This window comes from Sulfitobacter sp. KMM 9851 (genome assembly GCF_057178245.1).
Genome location: NZ_CM169991.1, coordinates 3,355,001 through 3,367,806, shown reverse-complemented (window position 1 = coordinate 3,367,806; position 12,806 = coordinate 3,355,001). Strand labels below are relative to the sequence as shown.

Here is a 12,806-nt window from a genome sequence, read left to right as displayed (position 1 = left end):
GACGAGAGGAAAAGACGATGAAAATCTATCTATCCGGCGAGATTCACACTGATTGGCGTGAGCAGATCATCGCGGGGGCCGAGGGGCTGGATATCACGTTTTCTGCCCCCGTCACCGATCACGCCGCCAGCGACGATTGTGGTGTGGCGATCCTTGGGGCCGAGCCGGACAAGTTCTGGCACGACCGCAAGGGTGCGCAGGTCAATGCGATCCGCACCCGCAAGGCGATTGCCGATGCAGATGTGGTCGTGGTGCGTTTTGGCGATCAATACAAGCAATGGAATGCCGCCTTTGACGCGGGTTTTGCCGCGGCTTTGGGCAAATCGTTGATCATTTTGCACGGGGCCGACCACGCCCATGCCTTGAAAGAAGTCGACGCGGCGGCATTGGCCGTGGCATCGGACCCTGCACAGGTGGTGCAGATTTTGCGCTATGTGCTGACAGGCCAATTGCCTGCATAGGGCGATGCCCGATGCAGGTTTTGGTCATACGCTGATGTGGATCGTGGGTGTGCCTGATAAAAAGGGCGGCGCCGCCAGATCGGATATAAGAGACAGGATTTTATCCCTGCATGTCTGAACCGGTCAGATATGGCGCGATCGTCTGCGCCTCTGGTCCTTGGGTAGGCTTGTTGCAACACGGCTAAGATGCCGCGTGGTGGTTAAGGTCGCGTGATGGCACCGTACGCACAGGGCCATCACCTGCGCATGGCTGGCAATGGCGCTGTGCGCGTGAGTTCGTGCCGGGGGAAGGTATCAACCTAGTCGCGCGCAGGCGTAACCAGCCCCTTTTGCACTGCCGGGCGCGCCTCGAACCGCTTGACATAGGCCACCAGATTGGGGTGATCCGCCCAGCCTACCGCCGCTTTCGCGCCGTAGAAATCAAGCGCGCGCAGCCAAGGGGCGATTGCGATATCGGCGATCGAATACTCACCCGCAATCCATTGCTTGCCTGTCAATTCCTTCTCCAGCACGGCCAGAAGGCGCTTTGCTTCGGCGATGTAGCGGTCCTGGGGGCGTTTGTCTTCCCACTCGGACCCGGCGAATTTGTAAAAGAACCCCAGTTGCCCCAACATCGGCCCAAGGCCGCCCATCTGGAACATCAGCCATTGAAGGACATGCGCCCGCTCGGTCGCTGTCTTGCCAATCAGCTGCCCGGATTTATCGGCGAGGTATATCAAGATTGAGCCGCTTTCGAACAGGCCGACGGGGGCGCCATCGGGACCATCGGGATCAATGATGGCGGGGATCTTGTTGTTGGGGTTCAGCGACAGGAATTCGTCGCTTTTCACATCCGCATCCGACAGCGTGACCTTATGTGCCTCGTAAGGAATACCCATTTCTTCCAGCGCTATAGAGACCTTGACGCCATTTGGCGTGGGAAAAGAATAAAGCTGTAGGACATCCGGGTTCTGCGGCGGCCAGCGTCTGGTAATGGCAAAGCTTGATAGATCGGTCATTGGAAATCTCCTTTGGTATCTGGGAAAGAGATAAGCCCCAACCATCGGCAAAACAGTCTTTGACCTGTGCGGAAATATGTTAACCAATGTGCAGGGGTGAACCTTGGGGACCAACGCCGGGGTCGTCCGATAAAAAAAGGGACAAATGAATGATCAATGAATTCAAGGACTTCATCGCCAAGGGCAATGTCATGGACATGGCTGTTGGTATCATCGTCGGCGCGGCATTCACCGCGATCGTCACCTCGCTGGTGGGCGATTTGATCAATCCGATTATCGGGTTGTTCTCAGGCGGCGTCGATTTCACCAATAACTACGCCATTCTGGCCGGGGACGTGCCAGCAGGTGCGTCGCTGGAACAGGCGCGCGAAGCCGGGGCGTCGGTCTTTGCCTATGGTGCGTTCATCATGGCGGTCATCAACTTTCTGATTATCGCCTTTGTCGTGTTCATGCTGGTCAAGATGGTTAACCGGATCAAGGCCGCCGCCGAAAAGCCAGACGAAGTGGCGCCTGAGGTTGCCACCGGCCCCTCCGAACTTGATGTTCTGCTGGAAATTCGCGATGCGCTGGCGCGCGGTAGATAAATCGGCGTCGCAGTAGCGTAATAAAAAGGCCCGTCTGCTGGACGGGCCTTTTTCGTTTGTCGTGGGGCGCGCGGGATCAGGCCGCGATGGCTTGATCTGCGGTAATGCTGTCGATTTTCAACGCTTCGCCGACCGCGGCATAGGTCAACTGCCCGGCGTGGACGTTCAGACCGGCCTTGAGATGCGGATCATCAGCGCAGGCCTGCCGCCACCCTTTGTTGGCCAGCGCCAGCATGAAGGGCATGGTGGCATTGCCAAGTGCGATGGTCGAGGTGCGCGCCACGGCGCCAGGCATATTAGCCACGCAATAGTGCATGATGCCATCGACCTCATAGATCGGATCTTGGTGTGTGGTGGCCTTGGAGGTTTCAAAGCAACCGCCCTGATCAATCGCCACGTCAACCAGCGCGGCACCGGGTTTCAATTCGGAAAGCTGCGCCCGGCTGATCAGCTTGGGCGCCGCGGCACCGGGAATCAGCACCGCACCGATAATCATGTCGGCCTCGCGGGCCAGTTCGATGGTGTTGCCGGCGCTGGCGTAAGACGTCTTGAACACACCGCCATAGACGTCATCGAGATAGCGCATGCGCGGAAGCGACCGATCAAGCACGGTGACATCGGCGCCCATACCGGCCGCGATCCGCGCCGCGTGGGTGCCGACGACACCGCCGCCGATGACCACGATGCGGGCCGGGCCAACACCGGGTACGCCGCCCATTAACACCCCACGCCCGCCATTCGCCTTTTGCAACGTCCAGGAGCCGACCTGGGGCGCAAGACGCCCGGCGACTTCGGACATCGGGGCCAGCAAAGGCAACCCACCCATGCGGTCGGTCACGGTTTCATAGGCGATGCAGGTGGCGCCCGAGGCCATCAGATCGCGGGTTTGATCAGGGTCCGGGGCCAGGTGCAGGTAGGTGAACAACACTTGGCCTTCGCGCAGCATCTTGCGCTCCGCCGCCTGAGGTTCCTTGACCTTGACGATCATGTCGGCACTGGCGAAAATTTCTTCGGCGGTGGCGATGATCTTGGCGCCCGCCGCGGTATAGTCTGCGTCTTCGAAACCCGCGCCGATACCGGCACCGGCCTGAACGATCACATCATGGCCATGGGCCACGGCTTCTTGTGCGGCGTTGGGGGTCAGGCCAACGCGAAATTCCTGTGGTTTGATTTCTGTGGGGCAGCCGATTTTCATGGGGTTTCCTCCTCCTCTGTCGAATGGGTGATGGTAGCGTAAATGACCTGCAAAACGGCACGAATTAGGGGTCGCCAGCGGGGCCGATATTCGAATATAATTGCGTGAATCGGGACACAAACGCGAAAGATTTGCGCTAAATGGCACTTGATGAGATTGATCGGCGTATCTTGCGGGCGTTGCAGCGTAACGGGCGGATTTCCAATGGGGAGTTGTCGGAGGACGTGCACCTGTCGCCCTCGGCCTGTCACCGTCGCGTTCAGCGGATGGAAAAGGAAGGCTTTATCCGCGACTACGTGGCCCTGCTTGACCCGCGCAAGCTGGGCGTCCCGACCACGGTGTTCGTCGAGATCACCCTACAGGCGCAGGCCGAAGAGGTGTTGGAAGCCTTTGAGAAGTCCGTGGCGCGTATTCCCGACGTGTTGGAATGTCACTTGATGGCAGGCACGGCGGATTATCTGTTGAAAATCGTGGCCGAGGATACCGAAGATTTTGCGCGCATCCACCGGCAGCACCTCGCGCGTCTGCCGGGCGTGGCACAGATGCAGTCAAGTTTTTCACTGCGCACCGTCTGCAAGACGACGGCCCTGCCAGTTTGAGCGGCGCTCAACGAAAAAGGCCGCCCCGAAACGGTGCGGCCTTTTATTCTGTTGCTACGGTAGATCTCAACCCTGGCGGGCTTTGAACCGGCGCTGCGTTTTGTTGATCACGTAAACGCGGCCTTTGCGACGCACAACACGGCAGTCGCGATGCCGATTCTTGAGCGAGCGGAGCGAATTGCGAACCTTCATGGTCGTTCTCCTATGTCGTGGCGCGGGCCAGCGCCGGGTTACGGGCAGTCCGGCGAACCGGACCAGTGAATCTATGGTGCGCGATACTGGGATCGAACCAGTGACCCCTTCGATGTCAACGAAGTGCTCTACCGCTGAGCTAATCACGCACTTTGACACGAAATTTCGGCCCCAAACAAAAATGGGGCGCGATATGACGCGCCGGTCCGGCTGCTATAAAAGGAGTCGCGGGCATGATCAAGGGCTTTTGGCTTTGAATAATGTTGGGCTATGTTGATCGGCAAGAGGAACGCAATATGCCCACCACTGCCTATGAAGTGCTGCACCCGGTTCGCGACGAATCCTGCGTGGTTTTTGCCTCGCCGCATTCGGGGCGCGATTATGCCTGGTCGTTCCTGCGTCGTAGTGTGCTGGATGAACATGCGATCCGGTCGTCCGAAGATGCCTTTGTCGATTTGCTGTTTGACTGTGCGCCCGATTACGGCGCGACCTTTATCAAGGCGGGGGCACCGCGTGCCTTTGTCGATCTGAACCGTTCGCCGGATGAACTGGACCCGTCGGTTATCGACGGGGTGCCACGCCAGGGCCATAACCCGCGCGTTGCTTCGGGTCTGGGGGTGATTCCCCGCGTGGTGGCCAACGGGCGCGCGATCTATCGTGGCAAGATGCCGATGCACGAGGCCGAGCTGCGGATTGAGCAGTATTGGAAACCCTACCACGCCATGTTGCAGAAACTGCTGGACCGCGCACATCAGCGCCACGGGCAGGCGGTCTTGCTGGATTGTCATTCGATGCCGCACGAAGCGATGGATGGTGTCGCGCGGACCGGCGTGCGGCGGCCAGATGTGGTGCTGGGTGACCGATTTGGCGCAGCCGCGAGCGGCGATGTGGTGGACCGGATCGAGGCCGCCTTTGTCGCCGCCGGGTTCGCAGTGACGCGCAATGCGCCCTTTGCCGGAGCCTATATTACGCAGGCCTACGGCCGCCCGTCGCGCGGGCAGCACGCGGTGCAGGTCGAAATTGACCGCGCACTTTACATGAACGAACGGCTGGTGCGCCCCAATGGTGACTTTGAGGCCGTGCAGGCGGTATTGCGTCAGGTGGTGGCCGAGGTGGCACAGATCGGGCAGGGCCGGGTGCCATTGGCGGCGGAATAGGGCCACCGACCAACCGCGGTGTGGCCCCCACGAGGGTATTTAACACTTAGAAAAGCCGGTCAGCGAAACGCCGTCAGCGCAGCGCGCGGCCTTTGACGATGGCTTTTTCACCGAAACGGGTTCGGATGCTGTCGGTGGCGCGTTCGGCACGGCTGCGTTGGGCTGCGTTTGGGTCCAGCAGGTCGCCGGACAGGTCAGCGCCTGCGGCATCGCAAAGGTCGGACAAACCGCACCCCAGCAGACGGTAGGGGCCTTTGTGATCGACCTGATCAAACAATCCGCGCGCGGTGCGGTAGATGCGGTCGGCCAGTTGGGTCGGGTCATGTAGCGACACCCGGCGCGAGATCAGCGAATGGTCAGAGCGTTTCAGCTTGAGCGTGACAACCCGTCCGGCAAGGTCACGTGCCTTTGCACGGTCTGCGACCTTTTCGGCCATGCGCCATATATGGCCGTCGAGGATATGGGTATCGGCGGTGTCATCGAAGAACGTTGTTTCATTGCTGATGGATTTGACCGGGCTATGGGCCGATACCCGGCGGTTGTCCTGACCGCGCGCGAGATGCCATAGTCGGTCGCCCATAGATCCAAAGCGCGCCACCAGATCGGTCTGTTCCCAGCGCAGCAGATCGTTGAAGTTGCGGATGCCCGCCTTGTCCAGTGCGGCCTGCGTCGAGATGCCAACGCCCCAGATCATCCGCACCGGTTTGTCGCGCAGGAAAGCGGCGGTTTCTGCGCGGCCAATCACCGAGAACCCATGCGGCTTATCGAGGTCCGACGCGACCTTGGCGAGAAACTTGTTGTGGCTTAGCCCGATGGAGCCGGTTAGCCCCAATTCGGTTTTCATCCGCCGCACCAGCCGGGCCAGCATCACTGCCGGGGGATGGCCGTGCAGCCGCGCGGTGCCGGTCATGTCTAGAAACGCCTCATCCAGCGATAGCGGTTCGATGGCGGGGGTCAATTCCTCCATCATGGCGCGGATCGCACGGGAGGCGTCGACATAAGCCTGCATCCGGGGTTTGATAATCACCGCATCAGGACATAGTTTGAGGGCCTGGAACATCGGCATCGCCGACCGAACCCCCCTGATCCGGGCCACATAGCACGCCGTCGAGACGACACCGCGCCGCCCACCTCCGATGATCACGGGTTTGCCATTAAGGCTGGGATCGTCGCGCTTTTCGACCGAAGCATAGAAAGCGTCGCAATCCATATGCGCAATCGACAGATCAAACAATTCCGCATGCGACAGCACGCGGGGGCTGCCGCAGGACGGACAGCGGCGGCTGGGTTCTATTTCGCGCAGACAATCGCGGCAGAGCGTGGCCATCATAGCACCAGGGACAACGGGGTTAGGATCACAGGGGGTTTGGGGATGAGTTTAACGGTCCGACGAGGAATTGCACATGGGTATTGATCGCGTTTCGGGCAGCGAATTCGACGGGTCCAAGCTGGCGCTATATCTGGGCACGCAACTGGCCGTCATCCTGCGCGATGAAACGCCGGGCCTGCCGTTTGCGGGCCACTGGGATTTGCCCGGAGGTGGCAGGGAGGGCGACGAGAGCCCGCTGGACTGTGCATTGCGCGAATGCCGCGAGGAATTAGGCATCATTGTACCGCAGGATGCGGTGGTTTGGCAGCGCCAATTTGACGAGGCGGGGCGGAAAAAGTGGTTTTTTGTCGCGCGTCTGCCTGCCGAAGCGGTGGCGCAGATCGTGTTTGGCGACGAGGGGCAGCGCTGGACGTTGATGGGGCAGGAGGCATTTTTGGCCCACCGCACGGCGGTGCCGGCGTTTCAGGATCGGTTGCGCAGCTATCTTGACGGTGCGCCAGCGCAGGATTTTGATGAAAGTGGATCGGCAACATAAAGGCCCCCCGCCTGAGTGAGCGGGGGGAGGTGACGAACATCAGGAAGAACCAGTTCGTCGGGGAGTATCACCTGCCACCAACCTAGCACCAATATGCAAATTCACATAGTAAGGATTACCCCCACACCGGGCCGAGGCCTTATTTTGTTGTGTATTTGTTACAGTCTGTGGTTGAATCTGTTAACTGTTTGAAAACTCACCGACAACTGCGCGCGCGGCGGCGGCAGGATCGTCCGCTTGCCAGATGGGTCGACCTACCACGATGTGATCGGCCCCGTCGGCGATGGCCCGGGCCGGAGTGGCGACACGTTTTTGATCGCCCAGTGCCGATCCTTGCGGGCGCACGCCGGGTGTGACAATCAGGCGACCGGCGGCTTCTGGCAGGGCGCGAATGGCGGCGGCCTCTTGTGGTGAGGCAATCACCCCATCGGCGCCGGCCTCAAGCGCGCGGGCGGCGCGGATGCGCACCAGCTCGGCCAGATCACCGGGCTGGATCAGGGCGGCGTCCAGATCGGCACGGTCAAGCGAGGTAAGGATGGTGACAGCGAGGATTTTCAGATGTGACCCGGCTGCGCCCTGTTTGGCGGCGTTGACCACATGCGGATCGCCATGCACCGTCAGGAAATCCAGATCGAACTGCGCCAGCCCGCGTACGGCAGCTTCGACCGTGGCACCGATGTCAAAGAGTTTCATGTCGAGGAAGATGCGCTTGCCATGTTCCTGCTTGAGTTCATTGGCGAGGGCGAGCCCGCCGCCGGTAAGCATACCCAGGCCGATTTTGTAGAAACTGACGCTATCACCCAGCTTTTGGGCCAATTCCAACCCCGCTACGGCGTTGGGAACATCAAGGGCAACGATCAAACGGTCATCAGACATGGGCGCGCTTCCTATAAATTTGCAAACGGCCTTGATGTACGGGGAGCGACGGCGCAAGTCCATCTTTCATTTGCCAGTGCCGCGCACACAAAAAAAGGCCCGAACAGCGCCAAGGCGCGTCCGGGCCAGTGTTCAGAGACTGTGCAGGCAGGCAGTCGTCTCTGTTGTGCGGAACGCCGGACGCGGGACAGTGCGTGTGGGTTCCGCCGAAAACCGCGCAGCAGGCAGGCGCTGCGCGGAAGACGTCAAGCTGCCCGGCGTCCGGGCAACTGGATGATCTCGTCCAACCAGCGCATCGGGTCGAAGGCACGGCGGCCTGCGCGCAGCGCGGGTTTCTGACGGAGGATTTCGCTGCTGGGGCCGTGGCCCGTGCGATGGCGACGGACGGCCTGACGGGTCAGCCCATCTGCGGCGTCCTCGAATGTCATGGTGATGGGCGCGTTGATGGCGCACATGTATTTCTGCGTTCGGTCCGCGTCATGCACGGTCACCAGGGCTTCGAAGCTTTGAGTGGCCGCATTGTAGATGACGTCGGTCAATTGAATGGGCTGGGTCTGCATCGTATCACCTCTTGTATCGTTCGGACTGAACTGGGCGGGTCTGTTTCTTTCTCTCCCGCTCTGGAGTGTTAACGCGGCACGTAACAAAAAGGTTTCATGCTGCATGTCGATCCTGTGGATAAGGTGGAACTTTTATTGGAAAACAGAACGCTATCCGTGGATAATTTATTATGCTTAGGTCGATTTGGGCGGAAATTTGCCGGTCATATTGCTTGCTGAGGACAAAAGCAGACCGGGAAAAGCGGTGTTGCAATGTCGCTTCCCGGATAGGTTGACCCTTGAACAGGCCGGTTTGATCCCCAAATTAGGGTCAAGGCTCTGACCGATTGCGTGCCGCTTGCCGGGCGCATCATTGCGGGGCGCTTATGGAAAAGGAGAGAACCATGGACTTGAGCAAGTTCACGGAGAGATCGCGCGGGTTCATTCAGGCCGCGCAGACCATTGCAACACGCGACAGCCATCAGCGTTTGGCGCCCGAGCATATCCTCAAGGCATTGCTAGACGACGAAGAAGGGCTGGCGCGTAACCTGATCACGGCGGGCGGCGGCGACCCCGTGCGCGTTTTTGAGACGTTGGAGCAGGCCTTGGCCAAAATGCCCAAAGTCACCGGCGATGCGGCGCAGGTCTATCTGGACGGCACCACCACCCGGGTTCTGGCCGAGGCCGAGGCGCTGGCCAAAAAGGCTGGCGACAGTTTTGTCACCGTCGAGCGTATCCTGATGGCATTGTGCATGATCAAATCCGGGGCCAAGCAAGCGCTGGATGCGGGCAAGGTGACCGCACAGGGGTTAAATGCCGCGATTAATGACATTCGCAAAGGACGTAAGGCCGACAGCGCCAGTGCCGAGGACGGCTATGAGGCGTTGAAAAAGTACAGTCTGGACCTGACTGAGCGCGCGCGTGAGGGCAAAATCGACCCAATCATCGGGCGCGATGATGAAATTCGTCGCGCAATGCAGGTGTTGAGCCGCAGGACCAAGAATAACCCGGTTTTGATCGGGGAGCCCGGTGTGGGTAAGACCGCGATTGCAGAAGGGCTGGCGCTGCGTATTGTCGATGGCGACGTGCCGGAAAGCCTGCGTAACAAGCGGTTGCTGGCGCTGGACATGGGCGCGCTGATTGCGGGCGCCAAGTATCGTGGCGAATTCGAAGAGCGCCTTAAAGCGGTGCTGACCGAGGTGACCGATGCGGCGGGCGAGGTGATCCTGTTTATCGACGAGATGCACACGCTGGTTGGTGCAGGCAAGGCAGATGGGGCAATGGACGCCTCGAACCTGCTGAAACCTGCGCTGGCGCGCGGTGAATTGCATTGCGTCGGGGCGACGACGCTGGATGAATACCGTAAATACGTCGAGAAGGACGCGGCGCTGGCGCGGCGGTTTCAGCCGGTGATGGTGCTGGAGCCGACGGAAGAGGACACCGTCAGCATCCTGCGCGGTATCAAGGAAAAGTACGAGTTGCACCACGGCGTTCGGATTAGCGATGCCGCACTGGTGGCCGCGGCGGCCCTGAGCCACCGCTATATCACGGACCGTTTCCTGCCGGACAAGGCGATTGACTTGATGGACGAGGCAGCCAGCCGCCTGCGCATGGAGGTCGATAGCAAACCTGAGGAGTTGGATGCGCTGGACCGCCAGATTTTGCAGTTGCAGATCGAAGCGGAGGCGTTGAAGAAAGAAGACGATGCGGCATCGAAAGACCGGCTGGAAGCCCTGCAAAAAGATCTGAGCGGTTTGCAGGACCGCAGTGCTGGAATGACGGCGCAGTGGCAGGCCGAACGGGATCGGCTGGCCGGGGCGCGTGACATTAAGGAAAAACTGGACCACGCCCGCGCCGATCTGGACATCGCCAAGCGTGAGGGCAACCTCGCGCGTGCGGGCGAGTTGTCATATGGCGTCATCCCGCAGCTTGAGCGTGACCTTGAACTGGCCGAGGCCCGCGAAGAGGGTATGATGGTCGAAGAGGCCGTGCGCCCCGAGCAGATCGCCTCGGTCGTGGAACGCTGGACAGGTATCCCGGCGGGCAAAATGCTGGAAGGCGAGCGCGACAAGTTGCTGCGCATGGAAGAGCAGTTGCACGGTCGGGTGATCGGCCAGAATGCGGCCGTCAAGGCCATCGCAAGTGCGGTGCGCCGGGCGCGGGCCGGGTTGAACGACGAGAACCGTCCTTTGGGGTCTTTCCTGTTTCTCGGGCCAACCGGCGTGGGCAAGACCGAGTTGACCAAGGCGGTGGCCGAGTTCCTGTTTGATGATGACAACGCGATGGTGCGCATTGATATGTCAGAGTTCATGGAGAAACACGCGGTCGCCCGTCTGATCGGCGCGCCTCCGGGTTATGTGGGCTATGACGAAGGTGGTGTCTTGACCGAAGCCGTCCGGCGCAGACCCTATCAGGTCGTGCTGTTCGACGAAGTGGAAAAGGCGCACCCGGATGTGTTCAACGTGCTGTTGCAGGTGCTGGATGATGGGGTGCTGACCGATGGTCAGGGCCGCACCGTCGATTTCAAGCAGACGTTGATCGTGCTGACGTCCAATCTTGGGGCGCAGGCGCTGAGCCAGTTGCCCGACGGCGGTGACATGGAAGGTGCCAAGCGCGATGTGATGGACGCAGTGCGGGCGCATTTCCGGCCCGAGTTTCTGAACCGTCTGGACGAGACGATCATCTTTGATCGGCTCACCCGCGCGGACATGGACGGGATCGTGGATATCCAGATGGCACGGCTGCTGAAACGTCTGCTGGCGCGCAAGATCACGCTGGAGACGGATGCGGATGCCCGTAAATGGCTGGCCGACGAAGGCTATGACCCGGTTTTCGGCGCGCGTCCGTTGAAGAGGGTGATCCAGCGCGCCTTGCAGGACCCGCTGGCGGATATGCTGCTCGCCGGAGAGGTGGCCGATGGTGATGCCATCAAGGTGACGGCGGGGCCGGACGGGCTGATCATTGGCGATCATCTTGCGCCGAGCAAGCGACCCAAGCCGGATGAGGCCACGGTACACTGAGGCGCTAAGACATATCAGCAAGAGGCCGGGGTTAGCGCCCCGGCCTTTTTCCGTGGTGCGCAAGTGGGGTTGCGCATCGGGGGGGCACTCCCGTGAGGGTGTAATTGGCGAGGTAACGGCGGCGGGCCTTACTCTTCGCCAATCGCTTCTTTTGCGATCTGATCGAGCAGGGTCTGCACCTCTTGCATCGCCCCTTCGGGAAAGACGCGATAGCCGATGGTCACAGTATCACTGTCAGGCAGTTGCATGACAAAGACATCATAGGGGCAAAAGCCGATGTTCATCACGTCGGCTTCCATCACCTTGCGCGACAGCGCAGCAGAGCAGAAGCTGAAGACTTCGGCCGCCTCGAACAGCACGACGTCTGATCCGACATCGGCGCGTGTCCGGTCCAGCATCTCGCCCACGTGGCTGACGTTTTCGGGGATCAGCCCCGCGTTCAGGATTGCGTTTTCAACGCCGAAAATTACATCATCAAAGCTTTGATCCGTCTCATAGGTGATCATTTCCTCCGCATTCACTGCAGTGGCAAGGGAAAGGCTGGCGGCAAGGATAAGGCGGTACATAGGTTCCTCCGGTTATCTCGGCCTCTGACATTTGAGTGTGGTGGCTGAAATGTGGGCCGAAAGGGTTTGGTGCAGGGCAGGGCGGGCACTACTTTCACCTCTATAGTATAGTAGGGAGTGCGAAGATGGCCAATCGTTGGATCAATAGGCTGAGTGACCGGGACGTGACCGATGAGGCTGCGTTTCTGAGCCGTCGGCAGATCATGGGTGGGGCCATCGCGGGGCTGGGTCTGGCGGGGATCGGGCAAGACGCCGCCGCACAGCAGGCGCTGGAGCCGAACGCCTATGAGGATATCACCGAGTACAACAATTATTATGAGTTCGGCACAGGCAAGGGCGATCCGGCAGATAATGCCCATAGGCTGACGACTGCACCCTGGACCGTGACCATCGACGGTATGGTGGACAAGCCTGCCGACTATGCCTTCGAAGACATCATGAAAGCGATGACTGTTGAAGAGCGCATCTATCGGCTGCGCTGTGTTGAGGCATGGTCCATGGTGGTGCCGTGGAACGGGTTTGAGCTGGCGGATTTGCTGAACCTTGCCGGCGTGCAGTCCGGGGCGAAATTCGTGGCCTTTGAAACCGCGCTGCGCCCCGACGAGATGCCGGGCGTGGGTTTCCCGGTGTTGGACTGGCCGTATGTCGAAGGGCTGCGGTTGGATGAAGCGATGCACCCGCTTACGATCATGGCGACCGGAATCTATGGCAAGGACATCCCGAACCAGAACGGCGCGCCTCTGCGGTTGGTGGT

The 12,806-nt window shown here is 60.2% G+C and carries 14 protein-coding genes and 1 tRNA gene (1 of these 15 cut by a window edge); 7 read left to right on the top strand and 8 right to left on the bottom strand.

Annotated features, from left to right (window positions below; translation table 11 throughout):
• Window positions 1-17 precede the first annotated feature (17 nt).
• Entirely contained in the window at window positions 18-461 is a 444-nt protein-coding gene (locus tag AC1965_RS16670) for a YtoQ family protein (protein WP_483884949.1), read from the top strand.
• 299 nt (window positions 462-760) lie between these two features.
• Here AC1965_RS16670 and AC1965_RS16665 read toward each other — a convergent pair whose 3' ends face one another.
• Window positions 761-1,459: a glutathione S-transferase family protein gene (locus tag AC1965_RS16665; protein WP_483884948.1), complete on the bottom strand. Its 699-nt coding sequence runs from the start codon at window positions 1,457-1,459 to the stop codon at window positions 761-763.
• A gap of 149 nt (window positions 1,460-1,608) precedes the next feature.
• On the opposite strand from AC1965_RS16665, the gene mscL reads away from it, so the two are divergent.
• The gene (mscL, locus tag AC1965_RS16660) at window positions 1,609-2,043 is read left to right on the top strand and encodes a large conductance mechanosensitive channel protein MscL (RefSeq protein WP_483884947.1); all 435 of its coding nucleotides are present in this window, start codon (window positions 1,609-1,611) and stop codon (window positions 2,041-2,043) included.
• 76 nt (window positions 2,044-2,119) lie between these two features.
• On the opposite strand, the gene ald is transcribed toward mscL, so the two are convergent.
• Window positions 2,120-3,238 carry an alanine dehydrogenase gene (gene ald, locus AC1965_RS16655; protein WP_483884946.1) on the bottom strand — a complete coding sequence of 373 codons (1,119 nt, stop codon included), beginning with the start codon at window positions 3,236-3,238 and terminating at the stop codon, window positions 2,120-2,122.
• Window positions 3,239-3,378: 140 nt separating this feature from the next.
• On the opposite strand from ald, the gene AC1965_RS16650 reads away from it, so the two are divergent.
• Window positions 3,379-3,837, top strand: coding sequence for an Lrp/AsnC family transcriptional regulator (locus AC1965_RS16650; RefSeq protein WP_483884945.1), 459 nt, complete (start codon window positions 3,379-3,381; stop codon window positions 3,835-3,837).
• Between the two features lie 66 nt (window positions 3,838-3,903).
• Here the strand turns inward: AC1965_RS16650 and ykgO are convergent, their stop codons facing one another.
• Both ykgO and AC1965_RS16640 read right to left on the bottom strand, forming a co-directional pair.
• Window positions 3,904-4,029, bottom strand: coding sequence for a type B 50S ribosomal protein L36 (ykgO, locus tag AC1965_RS16645; RefSeq protein ID WP_005850168.1), 126 nt, complete (start codon window positions 4,027-4,029; stop codon window positions 3,904-3,906).
• A 74-nt stretch (window positions 4,030-4,103) separates the two neighbouring features.
• A tRNA-Val gene (locus tag AC1965_RS16640) sits at window positions 4,104-4,178 on the bottom strand.
• A 147-nt stretch (window positions 4,179-4,325) separates the two neighbouring features.
• Between AC1965_RS16640 and AC1965_RS16635 the strand changes: the two genes are divergently transcribed.
• On the top strand, window positions 4,326-5,186 hold the full coding sequence (locus AC1965_RS16635) for an N-formylglutamate amidohydrolase (RefSeq protein ID WP_483884944.1): 861 nt from the start codon (window positions 4,326-4,328) through the stop codon (window positions 5,184-5,186).
• 73 nt (window positions 5,187-5,259) lie between these two features.
• On the opposite strand, the gene AC1965_RS16630 is transcribed toward AC1965_RS16635, so the two are convergent.
• Window positions 5,260-6,513 (bottom strand): DNA polymerase IV, encoded by a 1,254-nt coding sequence (locus AC1965_RS16630; RefSeq protein ID WP_483887071.1) that lies wholly within the window; start codon window positions 6,511-6,513, stop codon window positions 5,260-5,262.
• Between the two features lie 76 nt (window positions 6,514-6,589).
• On the opposite strand from AC1965_RS16630, the gene AC1965_RS16625 reads away from it, so the two are divergent.
• Window positions 6,590-7,051, top strand: a complete 462-nt coding sequence (locus tag AC1965_RS16625; protein WP_483884943.1) for an NUDIX hydrolase — start codon at window positions 6,590-6,592, stop codon at window positions 7,049-7,051.
• A 180-nt stretch (window positions 7,052-7,231) separates the two neighbouring features.
• Here the strand turns inward: AC1965_RS16625 and pyrF are convergent, their stop codons facing one another.
• Together pyrF and AC1965_RS16615 are read right to left on the bottom strand one after the other, a co-directional pair.
• Complete coding sequence (gene pyrF, locus AC1965_RS16620; protein ID WP_483884942.1) at window positions 7,232-7,927, bottom strand: orotidine-5'-phosphate decarboxylase; 696 nt, start codon at window positions 7,925-7,927, stop codon at window positions 7,232-7,234.
• 245 nt (window positions 7,928-8,172) lie between these two features.
• Entirely contained in the window at window positions 8,173-8,487 is a 315-nt protein-coding gene (locus AC1965_RS16615) for an orotidine 5-phosphate decarboxylase (protein WP_483884941.1), read from the bottom strand.
• Between the two features lie 383 nt (window positions 8,488-8,870).
• Here AC1965_RS16615 and clpB point away from each other — a divergent pair, with 383 nt between their 5' ends.
• Window positions 8,871-11,486, top strand: coding sequence for an ATP-dependent chaperone ClpB (gene clpB / locus AC1965_RS16610; protein ID WP_483884940.1), 2,616 nt, complete (start codon window positions 8,871-8,873; stop codon window positions 11,484-11,486).
• A gap of 128 nt (window positions 11,487-11,614) precedes the next feature.
• Here clpB and AC1965_RS16605 read toward each other — a convergent pair whose 3' ends face one another.
• A complete protein-coding gene (locus AC1965_RS16605) occupies window positions 11,615-12,052 on the bottom strand; it encodes a DUF302 domain-containing protein (protein ID WP_483884939.1) in 438 nt (145 codons plus the stop codon).
• A gap of 125 nt (window positions 12,053-12,177) precedes the next feature.
• On the opposite strand from AC1965_RS16605, the gene msrP reads away from it, so the two are divergent.
• On the top strand, window positions 12,178-12,806 hold the 5' portion of the coding sequence (msrP, locus tag AC1965_RS16600; RefSeq protein ID WP_483884938.1) for a protein-methionine-sulfoxide reductase catalytic subunit MsrP. It continues 277 nt past the right edge of the window; 629 of the gene's 906 nt are visible here — the first part of the coding sequence; its start codon is at window positions 12,178-12,180; the stop codon falls past the right edge of the window.

Bases quoted from the DNA above. Each gene is read 5' to 3' on its own strand.
- AC1965_RS16650 (WP_483884945.1), top strand. From the start codon at position 3,379: ATGGCACTTGATGAGATTGATCGGCGTATCTTGCGGGCGTTGCAGCGT.
- AC1965_RS16670 (WP_483884949.1), top strand. From the start codon at position 18: ATGAAAATCTATCTATCCGGCGAGATTCACACTGATTGGCGTGAGCAG.
- AC1965_RS16605 (WP_483884939.1), bottom strand. From the start codon at position 12,052: ATGTACCGCCTTATCCTTGCCGCCAGCCTTTCCCTTGCCACTGCAGTG.
- AC1965_RS16635 (WP_483884944.1), top strand. From the start codon at position 4,326: ATGCCCACCACTGCCTATGAAGTGCTGCACCCGGTTCGCGACGAATCC.
- AC1965_RS16630 (WP_483887071.1), bottom strand. From the start codon at position 6,513: ATGGCCACGCTCTGCCGCGATTGTCTGCGCGAAATAGAACCCAGCCGC.
- ald (WP_483884946.1), bottom strand. From the start codon at position 3,238: ATGAAAATCGGCTGCCCCACAGAAATCAAACCACAGGAATTTCGCGTT.
- AC1965_RS16665 (WP_483884948.1), bottom strand. From the start codon at position 1,459: ATGACCGATCTATCAAGCTTTGCCATTACCAGACGCTGGCCGCCGCAG.
- ykgO (WP_005850168.1), bottom strand. From the start codon at position 4,029: ATGAAGGTTCGCAATTCGCTCCGCTCGCTCAAGAATCGGCATCGCGAC.
- AC1965_RS16625 (WP_483884943.1), top strand. From the start codon at position 6,590: ATGGGTATTGATCGCGTTTCGGGCAGCGAATTCGACGGGTCCAAGCTG.
- mscL (WP_483884947.1), top strand. From the start codon at position 1,609: ATGATCAATGAATTCAAGGACTTCATCGCCAAGGGCAATGTCATGGAC.
- clpB (WP_483884940.1), top strand. From the start codon at position 8,871: ATGGACTTGAGCAAGTTCACGGAGAGATCGCGCGGGTTCATTCAGGCC.
- pyrF (WP_483884942.1), bottom strand. From the start codon at position 7,927: ATGTCTGATGACCGTTTGATCGTTGCCCTTGATGTTCCCAACGCCGTA.
- AC1965_RS16615 (WP_483884941.1), bottom strand. From the start codon at position 8,487: ATGCAGACCCAGCCCATTCAATTGACCGACGTCATCTACAATGCGGCC.